Below are 14349 nucleotides of genomic sequence, written 5' to 3'. Positions count from 1 at the left end.
GGTGAACTAATCTGTCAAGGGCGCACCTCGTACACCAGGTTGAACGGCGTCTGCGCCACCGTCTGGAAGCGGGTGAAACCGGCCGCCTTCGTGACGTCCTGGATCCGCGCCGGACCGGCCTGCGTACCGAGCGCGAGCCCCACCGGCTGGGACAGCGACGCCGGCGTGCAGAGCAGGGTCGAGAAGCCGTAGTACGCCCGCCCGACCGGGTTGAGGTTGTCCTCGACGTGGTCGCCGGCCATCGGCTCGACGAGCAGCCAGGTGCCGTCGGGCGCCAGCGCCTCGCGTACGTGCCGAGCCGCGCCGACCGGATCGCCCATGTCGTGCAGCGCGTCGAACGTCGTCACCAGGTCGAACCCGGACCCGCTGAAACTGTCCGCCGGTGAGACCTCGAACGACACCCGATCGCCGACACCTGCCTCCGCCGCACGCAGCCGGGCCGTCTCGATCGATCCCTGGTGGTAGTCCGAGCCGATGAACGTCGACCGTGGGAACGCCTCGGCCATCAGGATCGTCGACGAGCCGTGGCCGCAGCCGATGTCGGCCACCGTCGCGCCGCGCTGTAGCTTCTCCACCACGCCGTCGAGCGCGGGCAGCCAGCTCGGCAGCAGGTTGGCGTTGTACGAGGGCCGGAAGAATCGCTCGCACCCGACGTGTACGTCCGACGTGTGCTCGTGCCACCCGACACCGGCACCACTGCGCGCCGCCTCGATCGTCTCCGTCGTGTGCTGGAGCGTGCCCAGTGCGATCTGGAAGAAGCCGGGCAGGTACGCCGGGCTGCTCGGATCGGTCATGGCGATCGCATGCTCCGGTGGCAACGTGTAGCGACCGGTACCCGCGTCGTACTCGACGATGCCGCCCGCGGCTTGGGCGTTCAGCCACTCGCGGGTGTAGTGCTCGTCGGTGCTGGTCCGCTCGGCGAGCTCGGTCGGTGTGGCCGGGCCTTCATCGGCCAGCGACTGGTAGTAGCCGAGCCGGTCGCCCATGACGACAAGCCCCGCGTTCAGCGTCGCCCCCACCTCGTCCACAGCCTTGAACACGAAACCCATCAGCTTGTCGGCGTCGATTGCAACAGTCATTTGCTTTGCCCCCTAGTGGTTTGCGTACTCCGAGTTCAGAACCTAGGCACCGTGGACGGACCGTCGCATCAGGTGGGTCACCTAGGGCATGTCTGGTAATCCATCGCCTACTGCGGGGCACTCGGCACGGCACCTCGCCGCACGGGTGCAAAGGCCACGATGCTCCGCATCGAGACCTTCGCCCCCGCGCGCCGATGCACCGCACCGAGCACCTCCTCGCTACGGCGCTGGATTACCAGACATGCCCTAGTGCACACTGCGAGACATGCTCATCGGGCGGGAGGCGGAGCGCCGGGTGATCGAGCAGCTGGTCGCGGGGGCGCGGGTCGGAGCGGCTGGGGTGCTGCTCGTCACCGGCGAGCCCGGCATCGGCAAGACGAGTCTGCTCGACGAAGCCGCCGCACTGGCCGGCGGACTGCGGATCCTGCGAGCCCGTGGCACCGAGGCCGAACGCGAGGTGCCGTTTGCCGCTCTGCTGCAACTACTGCGACCGGCGTTGGCCAGCCTCGACCGCATCCCCGGCCCACAGCAGTCGGCACTCGCATCGGCGCTGGCTCTGAGGCCGGAGACCGCCACGCCCGCAGACCGCTTCGCCGTCGGCGCCGCAACCCTCAGCCTGATCTGCCGGTACGCCGAAGAAGCCCCGCTCGCACTGATCATCGACGACGCCCATCTGCTCGACCGTCCATCCGCAGAAGCACTGCTGTTCGCCGCCCGGCGCCTCGTCGCCGATCCGATCGTCATGCTGATCGCAGCCCGTGCCCACGAGCCGCATCCGCTGGAGGCCGACCTCCCGCGGCTGCAGCTGGACGGCATCACCCTCGAGGCCGCGCAGCAGCTCGTGCAGCACCTACCGGGCGACCTGGTCGAGCAGCTCTACCAAACCGTGGCGGGCAACCCGCTGGCCCTGCTGGAGCTCGCGGACGACCCTGACCGCTTGCACCGTACGCCGCCCGGTGTGCCGCTCCCGGTGCCGACGATGCTCGCAGAAGCCTTTGTCAGCAGGGCAAATCGACTCACCCCGGACGCGCGGACCGCCCTGCTGGTTTCGGCGATCGACGACTGTGAACTCGGAGCCGTCGCTCGCGCGTGCGCGGAGCTCGGTGTCGACGTTGCGGTGCTAGAGGAAGCCGAGGCGGCAGGACTGGTCGCGATCCGCGACAGCGAGGTTGTCTGGCGGCATCCGCTGGTCCGCTCCGCCATCTACACCAGTGCCGACCCGGCAAAACGGCGTACTGCGCATCGCGCCGTGGCTCGCACTACGCCGGATGAGGACCGGCGTGCGTGGCATCTGTCCGAGGCAGTCCTCGGGGCTGATGACGAGGTGGCGGCCGGACTGGTCGTTGCGGCCGAACACGCTGCCGCTCGCGGGGCGCATGCGGTCGCGGCGACGGCGTACGAGCGGGCTGGGCGACTGAGCCAGGGGCTGCAGGACCGTGCACTGAGGCTGGTGGCCGCTGGGGAAGCGGCGTGGTCGGCCGGCCTCGGGGATCGTGCCGAGGCCCTACTCGCTGACGCGTTGATGCTGCAGCCACCGCTGTCGGTGAAGCTCCGGGCACAGGAGATTCGCGGGGACATCGAAGTGAAGTGTGGATCGCCGCGTCGGGCTCTCGACATCCTCGTTGCGGCGGCCGCGGAGTGCACCGACCCGGAGGTCGCCACCGGACTGCTCGCTGACGCGGTCGCGGCGTGCTTTCGGCTGTGCGACGCTGCGGCAGGGCTGGAGGTCGCGCACGAGCTGGATCGACTCCGCCCAGCGCTCGAGCGCCCTGGTCCGAAGATCATGGGCATGCTGGCCAGCGGTGTGGCGAAGGTGCTCGCCGGGGACGGCGGAATGGATCAGATCCGTGCGGCGATCGGGCTGGAGCCGTCGGACGAGCTGGACCGCGACCGCCGCCGCCAGGTCTGGATGGTGCTGGCCGCACTGTTCCTGCGAGAGACCGGGACCGGCCGGGAGATGCTGCAGCAGGCGATGCTCGAGCGACGGGAGCAGGTTGCTCTCGGGACACTGCCAGGGCTCCTGTTCGTGCTGGCCCGTGACGATGCGACCACGGACCGCTGGGCCGATGCGGAGACGTCGTACGACGAGGGGATCCGGCTGTCGCGTGAGACCGGTCAGACGACCGAGCTGGCGATGAACCTGGCCGGAATGGCGTGGCTGTGGTCGCACGAGGGCAGAGCGGAGTGTCAGGAGCTCGCTGCCGAGTGTCTGCGGATCTGTGCGGAGCAGGAGATCCACCTGGGCACACTGTGGTCCTTGTTCGCGCTGGGCGACCTGGAGTTGGGGCGTGGCGATCCGGCGGCGGCGCTACCGCAGTACGAACGGTTGGTCGATGTACTGGCCGAGTACGGGTTGAAGGACCCGGACCTGTCGCCGGCGCCGGAGCTGGTTGAGGTCTACCTGCGGCTGGGACGTGTTGATGATGCGCAGCGGTTGGCGAGCGAGCACTCTGTGCTGGCTGAGGCGAAGGGTCAGCCATGGTCGTTGGCGCGGGCAGCGCGGGCGCGTGGCGTGGCTGGTGATAGCGAGGACGACTTCCTTCTGGCACTCAGTCGGCACAAGGTGACGCTGGACGCGTTCGAGCTCGCCAGGACGCGTCTCGCGTACGGCGCATGGCTGCGGCGGGTACGGCGACGTATCGATGCGCGCACGCAGCTCCGGCTCGCGGTGGAGGGTTTTGACGCGCTCGGCGCCCTCGGCTGGGCGGACCAGGCCGCAGCGGAGCTCAAGGCGACAGGTGAGACCGCACGGCGTCGAGTGCCGAGCACAGCGGACGAGCTGACTCCGCAAGAGCGGCAGATCGCCGTACTGCTCGCAGACGGTCACAGCATCCGCGAGGCCGCCGCGCGGCTCTTTCTGAGCCCGAAGACCGTCGAGTACCACCTGCGGAAGGTCTACACGAAGCTGGGCATCCACTCCCGCACGGAGCTCGCTGAGCTACTGGGGCGAACGTAGGCTGGGCCGCATGAGGCAGCCGTTCACGGAGACCAGCGGAATCGCCCGGCACTGGGGCTTCGAGGATCTGGCGGCCCAAGGACCGGTGCAGCGGCTCACGCTGTTCACCGGCGTCCCCGTCTGCCTGATCACCGGGTACGCCGAGACGCGCGAACTGCTCGCTCATCCGGACGTGGTGCGTTCGCCGCTCGACGGCCCGCACCGCGACACGATGATGGACGACCTCATCAACCGCACCGAGCGCCACATGCTCGGTGCGAACCCACCGGATCACACCCGGCTGCGCAAACTCGTCACGGCCGCGTTCACCCGCCGCCGGATCGACGCGCTCGAGCCGCGGATCCGCGAGATCGCGGCCGGCCTGCTCGACGAGATGGCGACCGCGGGCGACCGGGTCGATCTCGTGAACGCGTACAGCTACCCGCTGCCGATCACGGTGATCTGCGAGCTGATCGGCATCCCGGCGGTCCGCCGCGAGGACTTCCGTCAGTGGTCCTCGGTGTTCGTCAACGCGACCATGCACACCGCGGAGGAGTACATTGCGGCGACCACGCTGATGCTCGACTTCGTCCACGAGCTGATCGTGCAGAAGCAGCAGGCGCCGACCGACGACCTGCTGTCCGGCCTGATCGCGGCCCGCGACGGCGGCGACCGGCTGAGCGAGGACGAGCTGACCTCGATGATCTTCCTGCTGCTCGCGGCCGGCCACGAGACCACGGTCAGCCTGATCACGAACGGCGTACACGCCCTGCTCCGGCACCCCGACCAGCTGGAACTGCTCGAGGCCGAGCCGGACCGGCTGCCCGATGCTGTCGAGGAGCTGCTCCGGTACGACGGCCCGCTGCAGGCCGCGATCCCGTACATCTCGCAGGCGCCGATCGACATCGCCGGGAGCCGGATCGAGGCCGGCGAAGTGATCGTGTTCGCGTTGCTGCCGGCGAACCGCGACCCGCGGAAGGTCGAGCGGCCGGACGAGCTGGACATCACCCGGGCCGACTCCGCGCACCTCGCCTTCGGGCACGGCATCCACCATTGTCTCGGCGCACCGCTGGCGCGGCTGGAGGGCCGGATCGCGCTCGGAATGCTGTTCGAGCGCTTCCCCGGTATCCGCCTGGCCGAGCCGGAGCGGGACCCGGTCCGGACACCCGGTCTGTTGATGAACGCGATCCGCGAACTGCCCGTACAGCTCTGACCACGGCGCGCCGTCACCGCTGAACATCGGGTGAACCAGGCCCGAATCACAACCATGGGATTGCCACGATGTTGGCGCGAGGTGGCATTCTTGCCCAGGTGACAGAGTTGATGGAGGTCGCGCGACACCTGCTCGGCATTGCGATGGCCTCACATTGGCTGCTGCTCATCCTGTTCATCGCCGCGACGGTGGACGCCGTGTTCCCGGTGGTGCCGAGCGAGGGCATGGTCATCACCGCCGGCATGGCCGCGGCCGCCGGCCACCAGAACCTGCTGCTGGTCATCGCGGCCGCGATGGTCGGCTCGGTCATCGGCGAGTCGATCTGCTACTTCCTGGGCCGTGGTTCCGGACCGGCCTTGCACCGCTGGATGAAGCGTCAAGAGCGCCGCCAGCAGCTCTACGACAAGGTGTCGGGCGCACTGCACTCGCGCGGCGGGCTGATCCTGATGACGGTCCGCTACATCCCCGGCGCGCGGATGGTCGCGACACTGACCGCCGGTGCGACGCGGTACTCGTTCAAGAAGTTCATTGTGTTCACGTTCTTCGGCGTGACGATCGCCTACACGTACGTCGCGTTGCTCGGCTATCTCGGCGGCGACGCGTTCGCGCACGACCAGTTGAAGGGGCTCGCGTTCAGCCTGGGGCTGGCCGCGACGATCGGTCTGGTCATCGAGACGACCCGCCGGATCGCGGTCAAGCGCCGCGCGGCCAAGATCACGAGCGCCTAACGATCGACCCCTGGGTTTCCGCCCAGGCGCGTGTCCCTTACCGACCCCGGCGCGCCCGCATGCGTCAGTAGAGGCGTGGTGAGGCCTGGGGCGAACCTCGTGGGCGCCGCGCTCGTTGTCGCGGCAGTCCTGGCCGGGTGCGCCGACGTACCACTCGAAGGCGCTCCAGCACCCAGCGCGTCACCCAGTGGATCGCCCAGTGGATCGCCCAGCACCCCGCCGAGCACGCGACCCGCGCCACCTTCGACCACGCCGACGACACCGCGATCGACGACACCGCCGCGCCCGGCGGGTCCTGCTGGGAAGCTGCCGGCCGCCGCACCCGTCCTCCGGTCGTTCCCCGGACGCCTGCCGAGCGGCAAGCCGCCGCTCTTCGTGGTCGTCTCCTTCGACGGCGCCGGCGACCTGGCGCTCTGGGCTCGCTGGCGCGCCGTCGCGAAGCAGGTCGACGCGCGGATGACGTTCTTCCTCTCCGGCCCGTACCTGTACCCGGGAGATCACCGCACCGACTACAAGCCGCCGTACCACCAGCCCGGCGCCTCCGACATCGGCTGGGGCGACGCCGCCAATGTGCTCGCCCGCACGAAGGTCCTACGAGAGGCGATCGCCGAGGGCCACGAGATCGGCACCCACGCGAACGGTCACTTCTGCGGCCAGACCGGCATCGGCCGGTGGACCACAGCGCAATGGACGGCCGAGCTGAGCGCGTTCGACCGGATGGTGCGGACCGGGCCGACGCTGGCCGCGAGGAAGACCGTCGCCCCACCATTCGACCCGTCGACGGTGAAGGGCATGCGGACACCGTGTCTGGAGGGCAACCGGCCGGCGTACCGGCAGGCGATGGTGCAGCGCGGCATGCTGTACGACGCGTCCGCGCCCGGGTACATCGCCTGGCCGAAGAAGCAGAACGGGCTGTGGGACTTCCCGCTGGAGTCGGTGACCCTGGCCGGCACCAGCAAGAAGACGCTGACGATGGACTACAACCTGTGGTTCGCCCAGACGCAGGCGCGCAAGGCTCCGCTCGCCCAGGCGCCCGCGCTGAAGGCACAGGTGCTCGCTACGTATCAGCAGGCGCTGGCGAAGTCCCGGGCGAGCGGCAACCCGCCGTTGTTCCTCGGCAACCACTTCAACCGCTGGAACAACAGCGTGTACTCCGATGCGCTGACCGACTTCGTCAGGCAGACGTGCACGCAGCCCGACGTACGGTGCGTGTCCAACATGGAGCTGACGAGCTGGCTGGCGAAGTACGGCGTACCGAGCAACCAGAACCGCCCGTCATAGCTTCAGGTAGCCGTACGCGCTCTGCCAGGTGCCGCCGTCCTTGATGCGGCCGACCACGAGCCGCTGCAGGCGGGTGTCCTGCGGGAGCTCGTCCAGGTGGTCGGTGCCGTGGGTGCGGAACGTGAAGAAGATCGCGCTGTCCTGGCTGTCGTTCGGCGTCCCGTACGGCGTGAAGCGGCGACCGAACTTCACCATGTTCGAGTCCTGCGGGAGGTTGTCGAGCAGGTACGGGTCGATCAGCCAGGACCACAGGTTCGCGGTCTTCACCGGGTACTCCGGGAAGTACCGCGGGAAGAACTCACGGGCCTGCTGGAGGCTGTCGTCGACCAGCTCGGGGGTCAGCGGTCCGGTCTCCGGGATGTGTACGCCGATGATCCACTCACCGGTCTCGGTGCCGGGGACGGGCTGCTCCGCCGAGACCTGGTGCAGCAGGTACTGCAGCCGGCCGAGCGCGTACAGCTGACCGGTCCACGCGATCGTCAGCCACCAGTGCGTCTCCAGGCTGTACTCGCCGTGGGTACGACGGCTGACCTTCAACTGCTGTCCCAGGTCGGACAGGGAGGCCCAGCTGATGTCGTCGGGGATGCCGCGCTCGGTGTGGTACCGGCGGATGTCCGGCACGGTGTCCAGGAACGCCTGGACCGAGTTCCGCGGGTCTTCCGGCATCCGGAACTCGGGCTCAGTCCCGAGCTTCCCGATCTCCGCCCGGATCTGGTCGGCCAGGTCCTTCACCACCGCCGCATCCGGTGTGAACGCCTCCGCCGCCTCCCGGTCGGCATCGGCGAAACCCAGCAGGCGATACTCCTCAGCAGTCGTCACTTCTCAACGGTAACCGATGTAAACGGGCCAGAGACTTACGATTCGCGTCGTGGGCTACCAGCGCTTCCCGGCACCCGACGCTCTGACCGGCGTGATCGACCACGTGTGGTTGGTCGACTCCGCACCGCTGCCGTCGCTACGGCAGGAGATCCTGATCCCGAACGGCCGGCCCGGACTCGCGGTCGCCCTGGCCGACCCCGGCACCCGGCACGATCCGGTGACCCGCGCCGAGTGGCCGAACGCGGCCTCCGTGTTCGGCATCATGACCCGGCCGCAGGTGATCGGCCAGGTCGGTGCGTCGAGCTATGCGGGCGTCGAGTTCACGCCGTGGGGGCTCGCGGCGCTCGGCCTGCCCGCACTGGTCGACGAGGTGCGGCAGCTGACCGATTGGGTCGGTCCGGAGACCACGGAGGGCCTGGTCGCCGAGTTGCGGTCAGAGCCCTTCGGACCGGCGCGTGCCGAGCGTCTGGCAGGCTTCCTCGCGGCACGGACGACAGCCACATCCACCCCGCCGATCGTCGCCGAGGCGGTACGAGCCATCGACGAGTTGCGCGGCCAGGTCGCCGTGGCCGACGTCGTGCGGCGATGCGCGACGTCGTACAGCACGTTGTACCGGGTGTTCCGGAAGTACGTCGGGATCGGGCCGAAGCAGTACGCCGAGATCATCCGGTATTACCAGTTCGTCGGCGGACTCCTCGGCGGCCCGGCGGACGCGGCCGCCACGTTGTCGGCGCTGCACGGGTACTACGACCAGGCGCACGCGGCGCGTGACTTCAAGCGGTACACAGGTGTCAGCGCGACGTCGTTCCTCGCCGTACAGAACGGGATCGCGGCGCTGATGCACGGAAGATCTGTCCAAGACGGATGAGCGATCCAGCGGCAGGATCGTGGCCATGGGACGAATCATTCATGTCGAGATCGTTGCCGAGGACCACAATCGGGCCGCGGAGTTCTACAGCAAGGTGTTCGGCTGGCAGGTGACGCCGGCGCCGGTGCCGGACGGCTACCTGCTCGCGGAGACCGGGCCGGGGGAGGGGATCGACGGCGCGATCATGAGCAGCCGGTACCAGTCGCAGCCGACGATCGCCTGGATCGAGGTCGACGACCTCGAGGCCACCCTGGAGGCCGCCCGAGGTGCGGGCGGCACTCCGGCCGGTGAGATCCAGGAACTGCCGGGCGTGGGACGGCTCAGCTATCTCCGAGACAGCGAAGGAGTCTTGATCGGCCTCCGTCAACGCTCCTCGGCGAGCCCCAGATAGAGGATCTTCGGGTCGGACGGGTTGAAGGCGAGGGAAGGGATGCCGTCGTTGCGGTTGTGGTGCTTCGACAACTCGCCGGTGGACGGGCGGAAGCGGTACAGGTCGGCGCCGAAGTTGGCGAAGGAGGTGCCGTAGCTGAAGTAGAGCAGGTCGGGGTCGACGGGGCTGGCCCACATCTTGTTGCCGTTGATGAGGTCGGCCCGGCTCTGGTCGAGGACCTCGCGGAACTTCTGGCCGCCGTCGGTCGACTCCCAGATGAAACGGGTCGCCCGGTCCCGGTCGTAGCCCTCCATCCACACCTTCGACGGGTCGGCCGGCGAGATCGTCAGGCTGAAGGCATTCACCCGCTGCACCGGTCGCGACCGGATCCAGCTGCGGCCGCCGTCGTACGTGACGTAGACGCCGTCCGACATCACGCCGAGAACGACATGGTTCGGGTCCCGCGGATCCACCACAGCGTCGTACACGAAGAGATCGCGAGCAGGTGGTACGCCGGTGCGCTGCCACGTCACGCCGTCGTCCGTGGAGTCGTACAGCTGCCCGTCACCGGCGACAACACGCAGCCGACCAGGCCGCGCGTCCAGTGCGGCCAGACCGCCTCCCTCGACCGGCCCGAGCACGCTGGTCACCTGAGATCCGTGGACGCGGTGGATGGGCTGGTCGTTGACGCTGTAGATGTACGCCGAGTCGCCCGGGCCGGGCTGCACGTCGTACGTGCTGAGGTCGTCAGGCACTCTGCTGAGCAACTGCCAGCTGCAACCCGCGTCGCTGGAGCGTTGGATGGACTGCTTGCCGATGGTGATCAGCGTGTTCGGCTCTTCGAGGGCCGCGACCTTCGCGTACGTGACGGCGCGCAACTTTCCGGTCGTCGGCGCGAGGACCTCGCCGTCGGACTCGGTGATCGTCACCGAGCCGTCGCCGTACACGGTGTCGCAGTGCGGAGCGTTCCAGAACCAGGCGGGGTCCGCCTGGGACGGGACGAGTGCAAGCAGGACGGTGAGAGCACTACCTAGGGCGGTCATGCCTTAGATTCAAGGGGTTTCCAGGCATGCCGGACCAGCGCTTGTCCTGGCGGACAGGCGTCATGACGGGAACAGGTCAGCCGGCGGCGGTGTCGATGTGCCGGGCGAGCACCAGGTCGTCGTCGGTGATGCCACCCGCGTCGTGCGTGGTGACCCGGAACGTGATCGTGGTGTAGCGGATGTCGATGTCCGGGTGGTGGTTCATCGACTCGGCCAGCTGCGCGACGGTCGCCACCAGCCGGATGCCGTCCAGGAAGGCCGGCGCCTTGACCTCGCGGACCAGCTGCTTGTCCACGACCTTCCACTGGGGCAGGTGGTCGCGGATCGCCGCATCGATCTGGTCGTCGGTCAAGAGCTCAGCCATGCGCTCACTCTAGCCCTGCCCGAGCACCGTAGGTCCAGGTTGAGCGTCTCGCGGACCCAGGCCAGGAACGGCGCGGTCTTCATGTTGCGGTGATCGTGCGCAATGAGCCGAGCGTGGTGACGCTCAGACGCGGCGGCACCGCGGTGCCGCCAGGAAGCCGAGCAGCGCCAGTAGGCCGCCCGCGGTGACGATCGAGCCGAACACCCACGGGCGCGGGTTGTCGGAGTTGAACGCCAGCAGCGTTCCGCTGATCGCCAGTCCGGTGGCAATGCTCATCGTGGCGGCCATCTGCCCGGCGCTGCTGTTCCGGCCCGAGTTGCTGTGATCGGACAGGTCCAGGGTGAGGACGGACAGGCTGGACGAGCTGAGGCCCATACCGATACCCGCGAACCCCCAGCCGATCAGACCGATCCAGGTCGTCCTGTCGGTCCACGCCAGCAACGAGGTCACGAGAAGTCCGAGCGTCATGAACGCCAGTCCGATCCGCAGTACGGTGACTCGCTCGATCCCGTGCTCACGACCCTGCAGCCACGAACCGAACGCCCAGCAGACTCCGGTGATCGACAACGTCACGCCGGCCCTGGACGGGCTGAAGTGGTGTTCCAGCGTCAGCAACAGCGGAAGGTACGCACCGGAGACGGCGAACGCAGCCCCTCCCAGTGCGCGTACGGCGACCACGGCCGGGAAGCCTCGCCGGGCGACGAACATGCCCGCCGGCATCACGCGTACGGCGGCCCGGGCGAGGACAGCGAGCGCCACGGCGACCGCAGTACCGCTGATGATCGGATGGGCCTCGAGATGGTCACCGGCCAGCGTCATCGAGAACAGGGCGACGGACGCGGCGAGAGCCCAGGGGAGCGCGGCACGCCACGCCTCGAGCTCGGCGATATCGTCCGCGGTGCGTTCAGGTGCGGGCGCGGTCGCCGACTGGCGCATCGCGGGTCCGAGCAGCAGCCAGCTCGGGACGAGCAGGACGATCGCGCCGAGGAAGACCCAGCGCCAGCCGAACTGCTCGGTCACCACGCCGGTCAGCACCGGCCCGAGTACGGACGGCAGGATCCACATCGCGGCGAACAGCGAGAACATCTGGGGCCGCAGTACTGCGGGAAGCGCGCGTGCCACGAGCACGACCAACGACACGTCGAGCAGCCCCTCGGCCAGACCGCTCAGCAGCCGGCCGGCGACGACCATCGGCATCGCGGTCGCGGTCCCGACCAGCAACTGCGCCAGGGCGAACGAGATCGCACCCGCGCGCAGGGTCGGGATCGGTCCGCGGCGGTCGGACCAGAGGCCGGCGATCGCGAGCGAGATCAGGTAGCTCGCGTTCGGCGCCGCGTTGGCGAGACCGAAGCTGCCGAGCGCGTCGAACTCGCGGACCATCGTCGGCAGCGCCGTACCGACCGCGCGGTTCTCGAACGCGCCGAGCGTGACCAGCCCGATCACCCCGAGCACCAAGGGCAGGTGTTGTCCGGTGAACAGCCTGGGGCGGGACTCAGTCGTGGAGGGCATGAAGGATATGGTCGAAGTTCAAGTTAGGTTCAAGTCAAGTGGCGTGGCAGCCGGAAGATCAGCACCAGCACCCGCAGCACCAGAACCGCGCAGATCACCAGCAGGTTGTAGCCGATCAGTTGGTAGAGCGTCATCGAGGTCGTGACCTGCGGGCCGCCCGGCGTGCCGAGCAGCAGCACGGCCATCAGGCCGGCGGTCGCACCGAGGATCGCGAGCAGGGCCTGGTGGAGCAGGCCGGTGACGTGCCGGCGGTCGCGTTCGTCGGCGAGCAGCCTGACGTTCACGCCGAGCCGGCCGCTCTCCGCGGCGGCCGCGATCCGGTCGATCCGTCGCGGCAGCCGGCGCAACATCGGCAGCAACGTGGCCAGCTCCTCGGTCGCCGTACGGCGTAACGCCTCCGGGGCAAGGCGATCCGTGACATGGGCCGCGGCAAACTGACGCGACGCGGCAACCAAATCGAACCCGGGGGAGATGCGCGCGATCGTGCCCTCGATCGTCGCCAGCGCACGGAACACAGCGGCGACCTCGGGCGGTACGCCGAGATCGTGTGACGTGATGATCTTGAACAGGTCGTTGAACATGGCCGGCCCGAGCGTGACCCCGGCCGCGAGGTGCCGGGTCATGAACTGGCCGACGGCGCGTTCCAGCGCGCGCTCGTCGATGACGTCGGGACGATAGACGATCTCGAGCAGGGCATCGGTGGCGGCGACCGGGTCGCCGTGGTCGATCGCCAGCAGGAAGCGCTGCAACGCGTCACGGGTAGCGGGGTCGAGGCGGCCGACCGAACCGAGGTCGAGCATGCCGATCCGGCCGTCGGCGAGCAGCAGGAAGTTGCCGGGATGCGGGTCGGCGTGGAACACGCCGTCGATGGCGACCTGGCCGAGCAGGCAGTCGAACAGCGACCGGCCGAGGCGGACCGGGTCGAGACCGCGGTCCGCGATCGCCTGCCGGGCGTTGCCGAGACCGATACCGTCGAGGCGCTCCATCGTGAGGACGCGGCGGGTCGACCGGTCCGGGTACAGCTGCGGTACGACGAGATCGTTGCTGGATGCAACGGAACGGCCGGCCGCGACCGTGGTCATGTTGCCGGCCTCGACGGTGAAGTCGAGCTCCTCGCGCATCGCGTCCGCGAACCCGTCGGCGAGGGCACGGACACCCATCGAGCGGCCCCAGTCGGTGTTCCGCTCGAGCAGTCGGGCGAGGCGACGGACAATGTCGAGATCCCGGTCGACGATGCCCGCGATACCGGGGCGCTGGACCTTGACGACGACCCGCGGGCCGTCGGGCAGGCGAGCGGCGTACACCTGAGCGACCGAGGCGGCGGCCAGCGGTTCGCTGTCGAGGTCGGCGTACAGCTGATGGGGTGGGGCGCCGAGCTCCTCGGTGAGGACCTGCTCGATCTCCGGCCAGGGAGCGGGGGAGACCTGGTCCTGCAGCCGGCTGAGCTCGGTGGCGACCGTACCGGGGATGATGTCGCTCCGGGTGGACAGGACCTGGCCGAGCTTCACGAACGTGACACCGGCCTCGTCCAGCGCGAGCCGCAGCGAACGTGCCAGGTCGGCCTGCCCGGCGGCGTTCTCCCGGCCGGGGCGCCGGCGGCCGCGGAGGTACGGACCGAGGCCGTGCTTGATCGCGATCCGGAGGATCTGCAGGTACCGCCGGGTGCGCGCGATCCGGCCGCTCACGTCCCGGCGCAGGTCGCGGGCCCGAGGCAACGATCCGGTCGGCACCAGGGCCTCGGCCAGGACCAGGAACACCAGCCCGGCGAGCATCGAGAAGAGCGTCGTCAGCACCAGGAACGCGATCGCCGCGCCGTTCGAGCCGGTGTACGGCGGCTTGCCGACCAGCGCGTTCGCGATCGGGCTGAACAGGCTCAACGTGATCGCGGCGGCCAGCACCATCCGCACCACCCCGAACCGCACGCCCAGCAACCGCTGCGCGACCGGCACGAAGATCACCAGGAACACACCCAGGCTGAACAACCCCGCGACCACAACGTCCATGCCCGGAACGATAGGGGCTGCGCCGCCCCGACCGCCTCACCCACGCGAGTGACCCACCCCGGACCGACCACTGCACCACCGCCTCCCCGCATTTCATGGGTCAACCCGGGAGCTGGGGGGTTCCCCCACCGTCGTCG

12 protein-coding genes are annotated in these 14349 nt (G+C 69.1%); 6 read left to right on the top strand and 6 right to left on the bottom strand.

Translation table 11 applies throughout. The features are described from left to right. Positions 1 to 14: 14 nt before the first annotated feature. Complete coding sequence (locus OHA10_RS02455; protein WP_371404529.1) at positions 15 to 1079, bottom strand: class I SAM-dependent methyltransferase; 1065 nt, start codon at positions 1077 to 1079, stop codon at positions 15 to 17. Between the two features lie 265 nt (positions 1080 to 1344). Between OHA10_RS02455 and OHA10_RS02450 the strand changes: the two genes are divergently transcribed. The 4 genes from OHA10_RS02450 (at position 1345) to OHA10_RS02435 (ending at position 7236) form a co-directional block, all read left to right on the top strand. Then, positions 1345 to 4035 (top strand): helix-turn-helix transcriptional regulator, encoded by a 2691-nt coding sequence (locus OHA10_RS02450; protein ID WP_371404528.1) that lies wholly within the window; start codon positions 1345 to 1347, stop codon positions 4033 to 4035. A 10-nt stretch (positions 4036 to 4045) separates the two neighbouring features. Further along, the gene (locus OHA10_RS02445) at positions 4046 to 5227 is read left to right on the top strand and encodes a cytochrome P450 (RefSeq protein WP_371404527.1); all 1182 of its coding nucleotides are present in this window, start codon (positions 4046 to 4048) and stop codon (positions 5225 to 5227) included. 98 nt (positions 5228 to 5325) lie between these two features. Further along, a complete protein-coding gene (locus OHA10_RS02440) occupies positions 5326 to 5955 on the top strand; it encodes a DedA family protein (RefSeq protein WP_371404526.1) in 630 nt (209 codons plus the stop codon). 75 nt (positions 5956 to 6030) lie between these two features. Next, positions 6031 to 7236 (top strand): hypothetical protein, encoded by a 1206-nt coding sequence (locus OHA10_RS02435; protein ID WP_371404525.1) that lies wholly within the window; start codon positions 6031 to 6033, stop codon positions 7234 to 7236. On the opposite strand, the gene OHA10_RS02430 is transcribed toward OHA10_RS02435, so the two are convergent. Then, entirely contained in the window at positions 7231 to 8055 is an 825-nt protein-coding gene (locus OHA10_RS02430) for an acyltransferase domain-containing protein (RefSeq protein WP_371404524.1), read from the bottom strand. The two genes, OHA10_RS02435 and OHA10_RS02430, sit on opposite strands and share 6 nt — an antisense overlap. A gap of 49 nt (positions 8056 to 8104) precedes the next feature. Between OHA10_RS02430 and OHA10_RS02425 the strand changes: the two genes are divergently transcribed. Together OHA10_RS02425 and OHA10_RS02420 are read left to right on the top strand one after the other, a co-directional pair. Then, a complete protein-coding gene (locus tag OHA10_RS02425) occupies positions 8105 to 8923 on the top strand; it encodes an AraC family transcriptional regulator (RefSeq protein ID WP_371404523.1) in 819 nt (272 codons plus the stop codon). 25 nt (positions 8924 to 8948) lie between these two features. Continuing rightward, positions 8949 to 9314 (top strand): VOC family protein, encoded by a 366-nt coding sequence (locus tag OHA10_RS02420; protein ID WP_371404522.1) that lies wholly within the window; start codon positions 8949 to 8951, stop codon positions 9312 to 9314. On the opposite strand, the gene OHA10_RS02415 is transcribed toward OHA10_RS02420, so the two are convergent. The 4 genes from OHA10_RS02415 to OHA10_RS02400 form a co-directional block, all read right to left on the bottom strand. Next, on the bottom strand, positions 9287 to 10336 hold the full coding sequence (locus OHA10_RS02415; protein ID WP_371404521.1) for a WD40/YVTN/BNR-like repeat-containing protein: 1050 nt from the start codon (positions 10334 to 10336) through the stop codon (positions 9287 to 9289). The two genes, OHA10_RS02420 and OHA10_RS02415, sit on opposite strands and share 28 nt — an antisense overlap. A gap of 76 nt (positions 10337 to 10412) precedes the next feature. Then, positions 10413 to 10700 carry a 4a-hydroxytetrahydrobiopterin dehydratase gene (locus OHA10_RS02410; RefSeq protein ID WP_371404520.1) on the bottom strand — a complete coding sequence of 96 codons (288 nt, stop codon included), beginning with the start codon at positions 10698 to 10700 and terminating at the stop codon, positions 10413 to 10415. A gap of 123 nt (positions 10701 to 10823) precedes the next feature. Then, positions 10824 to 12209: an MFS transporter gene (locus OHA10_RS02405; protein ID WP_371404519.1), complete on the bottom strand. Its 1386-nt coding sequence runs from the start codon at positions 12207 to 12209 to the stop codon at positions 10824 to 10826. 29 nt (positions 12210 to 12238) lie between these two features. Beyond that, positions 12239 to 14212 (bottom strand): ABC1 kinase family protein, encoded by a 1974-nt coding sequence (locus tag OHA10_RS02400; protein WP_371404518.1) that lies wholly within the window; start codon positions 14210 to 14212, stop codon positions 12239 to 12241. Between the last annotated feature and the right edge of the window lie 137 nt (positions 14213 to 14349).

It is taken from the genome of Kribbella sp. NBC_00662, from assembly GCF_041430295.1.
Taxonomy (GTDB): domain Bacteria; phylum Actinomycetota; class Actinomycetes; order Propionibacteriales; family Kribbellaceae; genus Kribbella.
This window is presented reverse-complemented; position numbering and strand designations above follow the sequence as displayed.

Bases quoted from the DNA above. Each gene is read 5' to 3' on its own strand.
- OHA10_RS02420 (WP_371404522.1), top strand. From the start codon at position 8,949: ATGGGACGAATCATTCATGTCGAGATCGTTGCCGAGGACCACAATCGG.
- OHA10_RS02400 (WP_371404518.1), bottom strand. From the start codon at position 14,212: ATGGACGTTGTGGTCGCGGGGTTGTTCAGCCTGGGTGTGTTCCTGGTG.
- OHA10_RS02445 (WP_371404527.1), top strand. From the start codon at position 4,046: ATGAGGCAGCCGTTCACGGAGACCAGCGGAATCGCCCGGCACTGGGGC.
- OHA10_RS02450 (WP_371404528.1), top strand. From the start codon at position 1,345: ATGCTCATCGGGCGGGAGGCGGAGCGCCGGGTGATCGAGCAGCTGGTC.
- OHA10_RS02405 (WP_371404519.1), bottom strand. From the start codon at position 12,209: ATGCCCTCCACGACTGAGTCCCGCCCCAGGCTGTTCACCGGACAACAC.
- OHA10_RS02415 (WP_371404521.1), bottom strand. From the start codon at position 10,336: ATGACCGCCCTAGGTAGTGCTCTCACCGTCCTGCTTGCACTCGTCCCG.
- OHA10_RS02410 (WP_371404520.1), bottom strand. From the start codon at position 10,700: ATGGCTGAGCTCTTGACCGACGACCAGATCGATGCGGCGATCCGCGAC.
- OHA10_RS02455 (WP_371404529.1), bottom strand. From the start codon at position 1,079: ATGACTGTTGCAATCGACGCCGACAAGCTGATGGGTTTCGTGTTCAAG.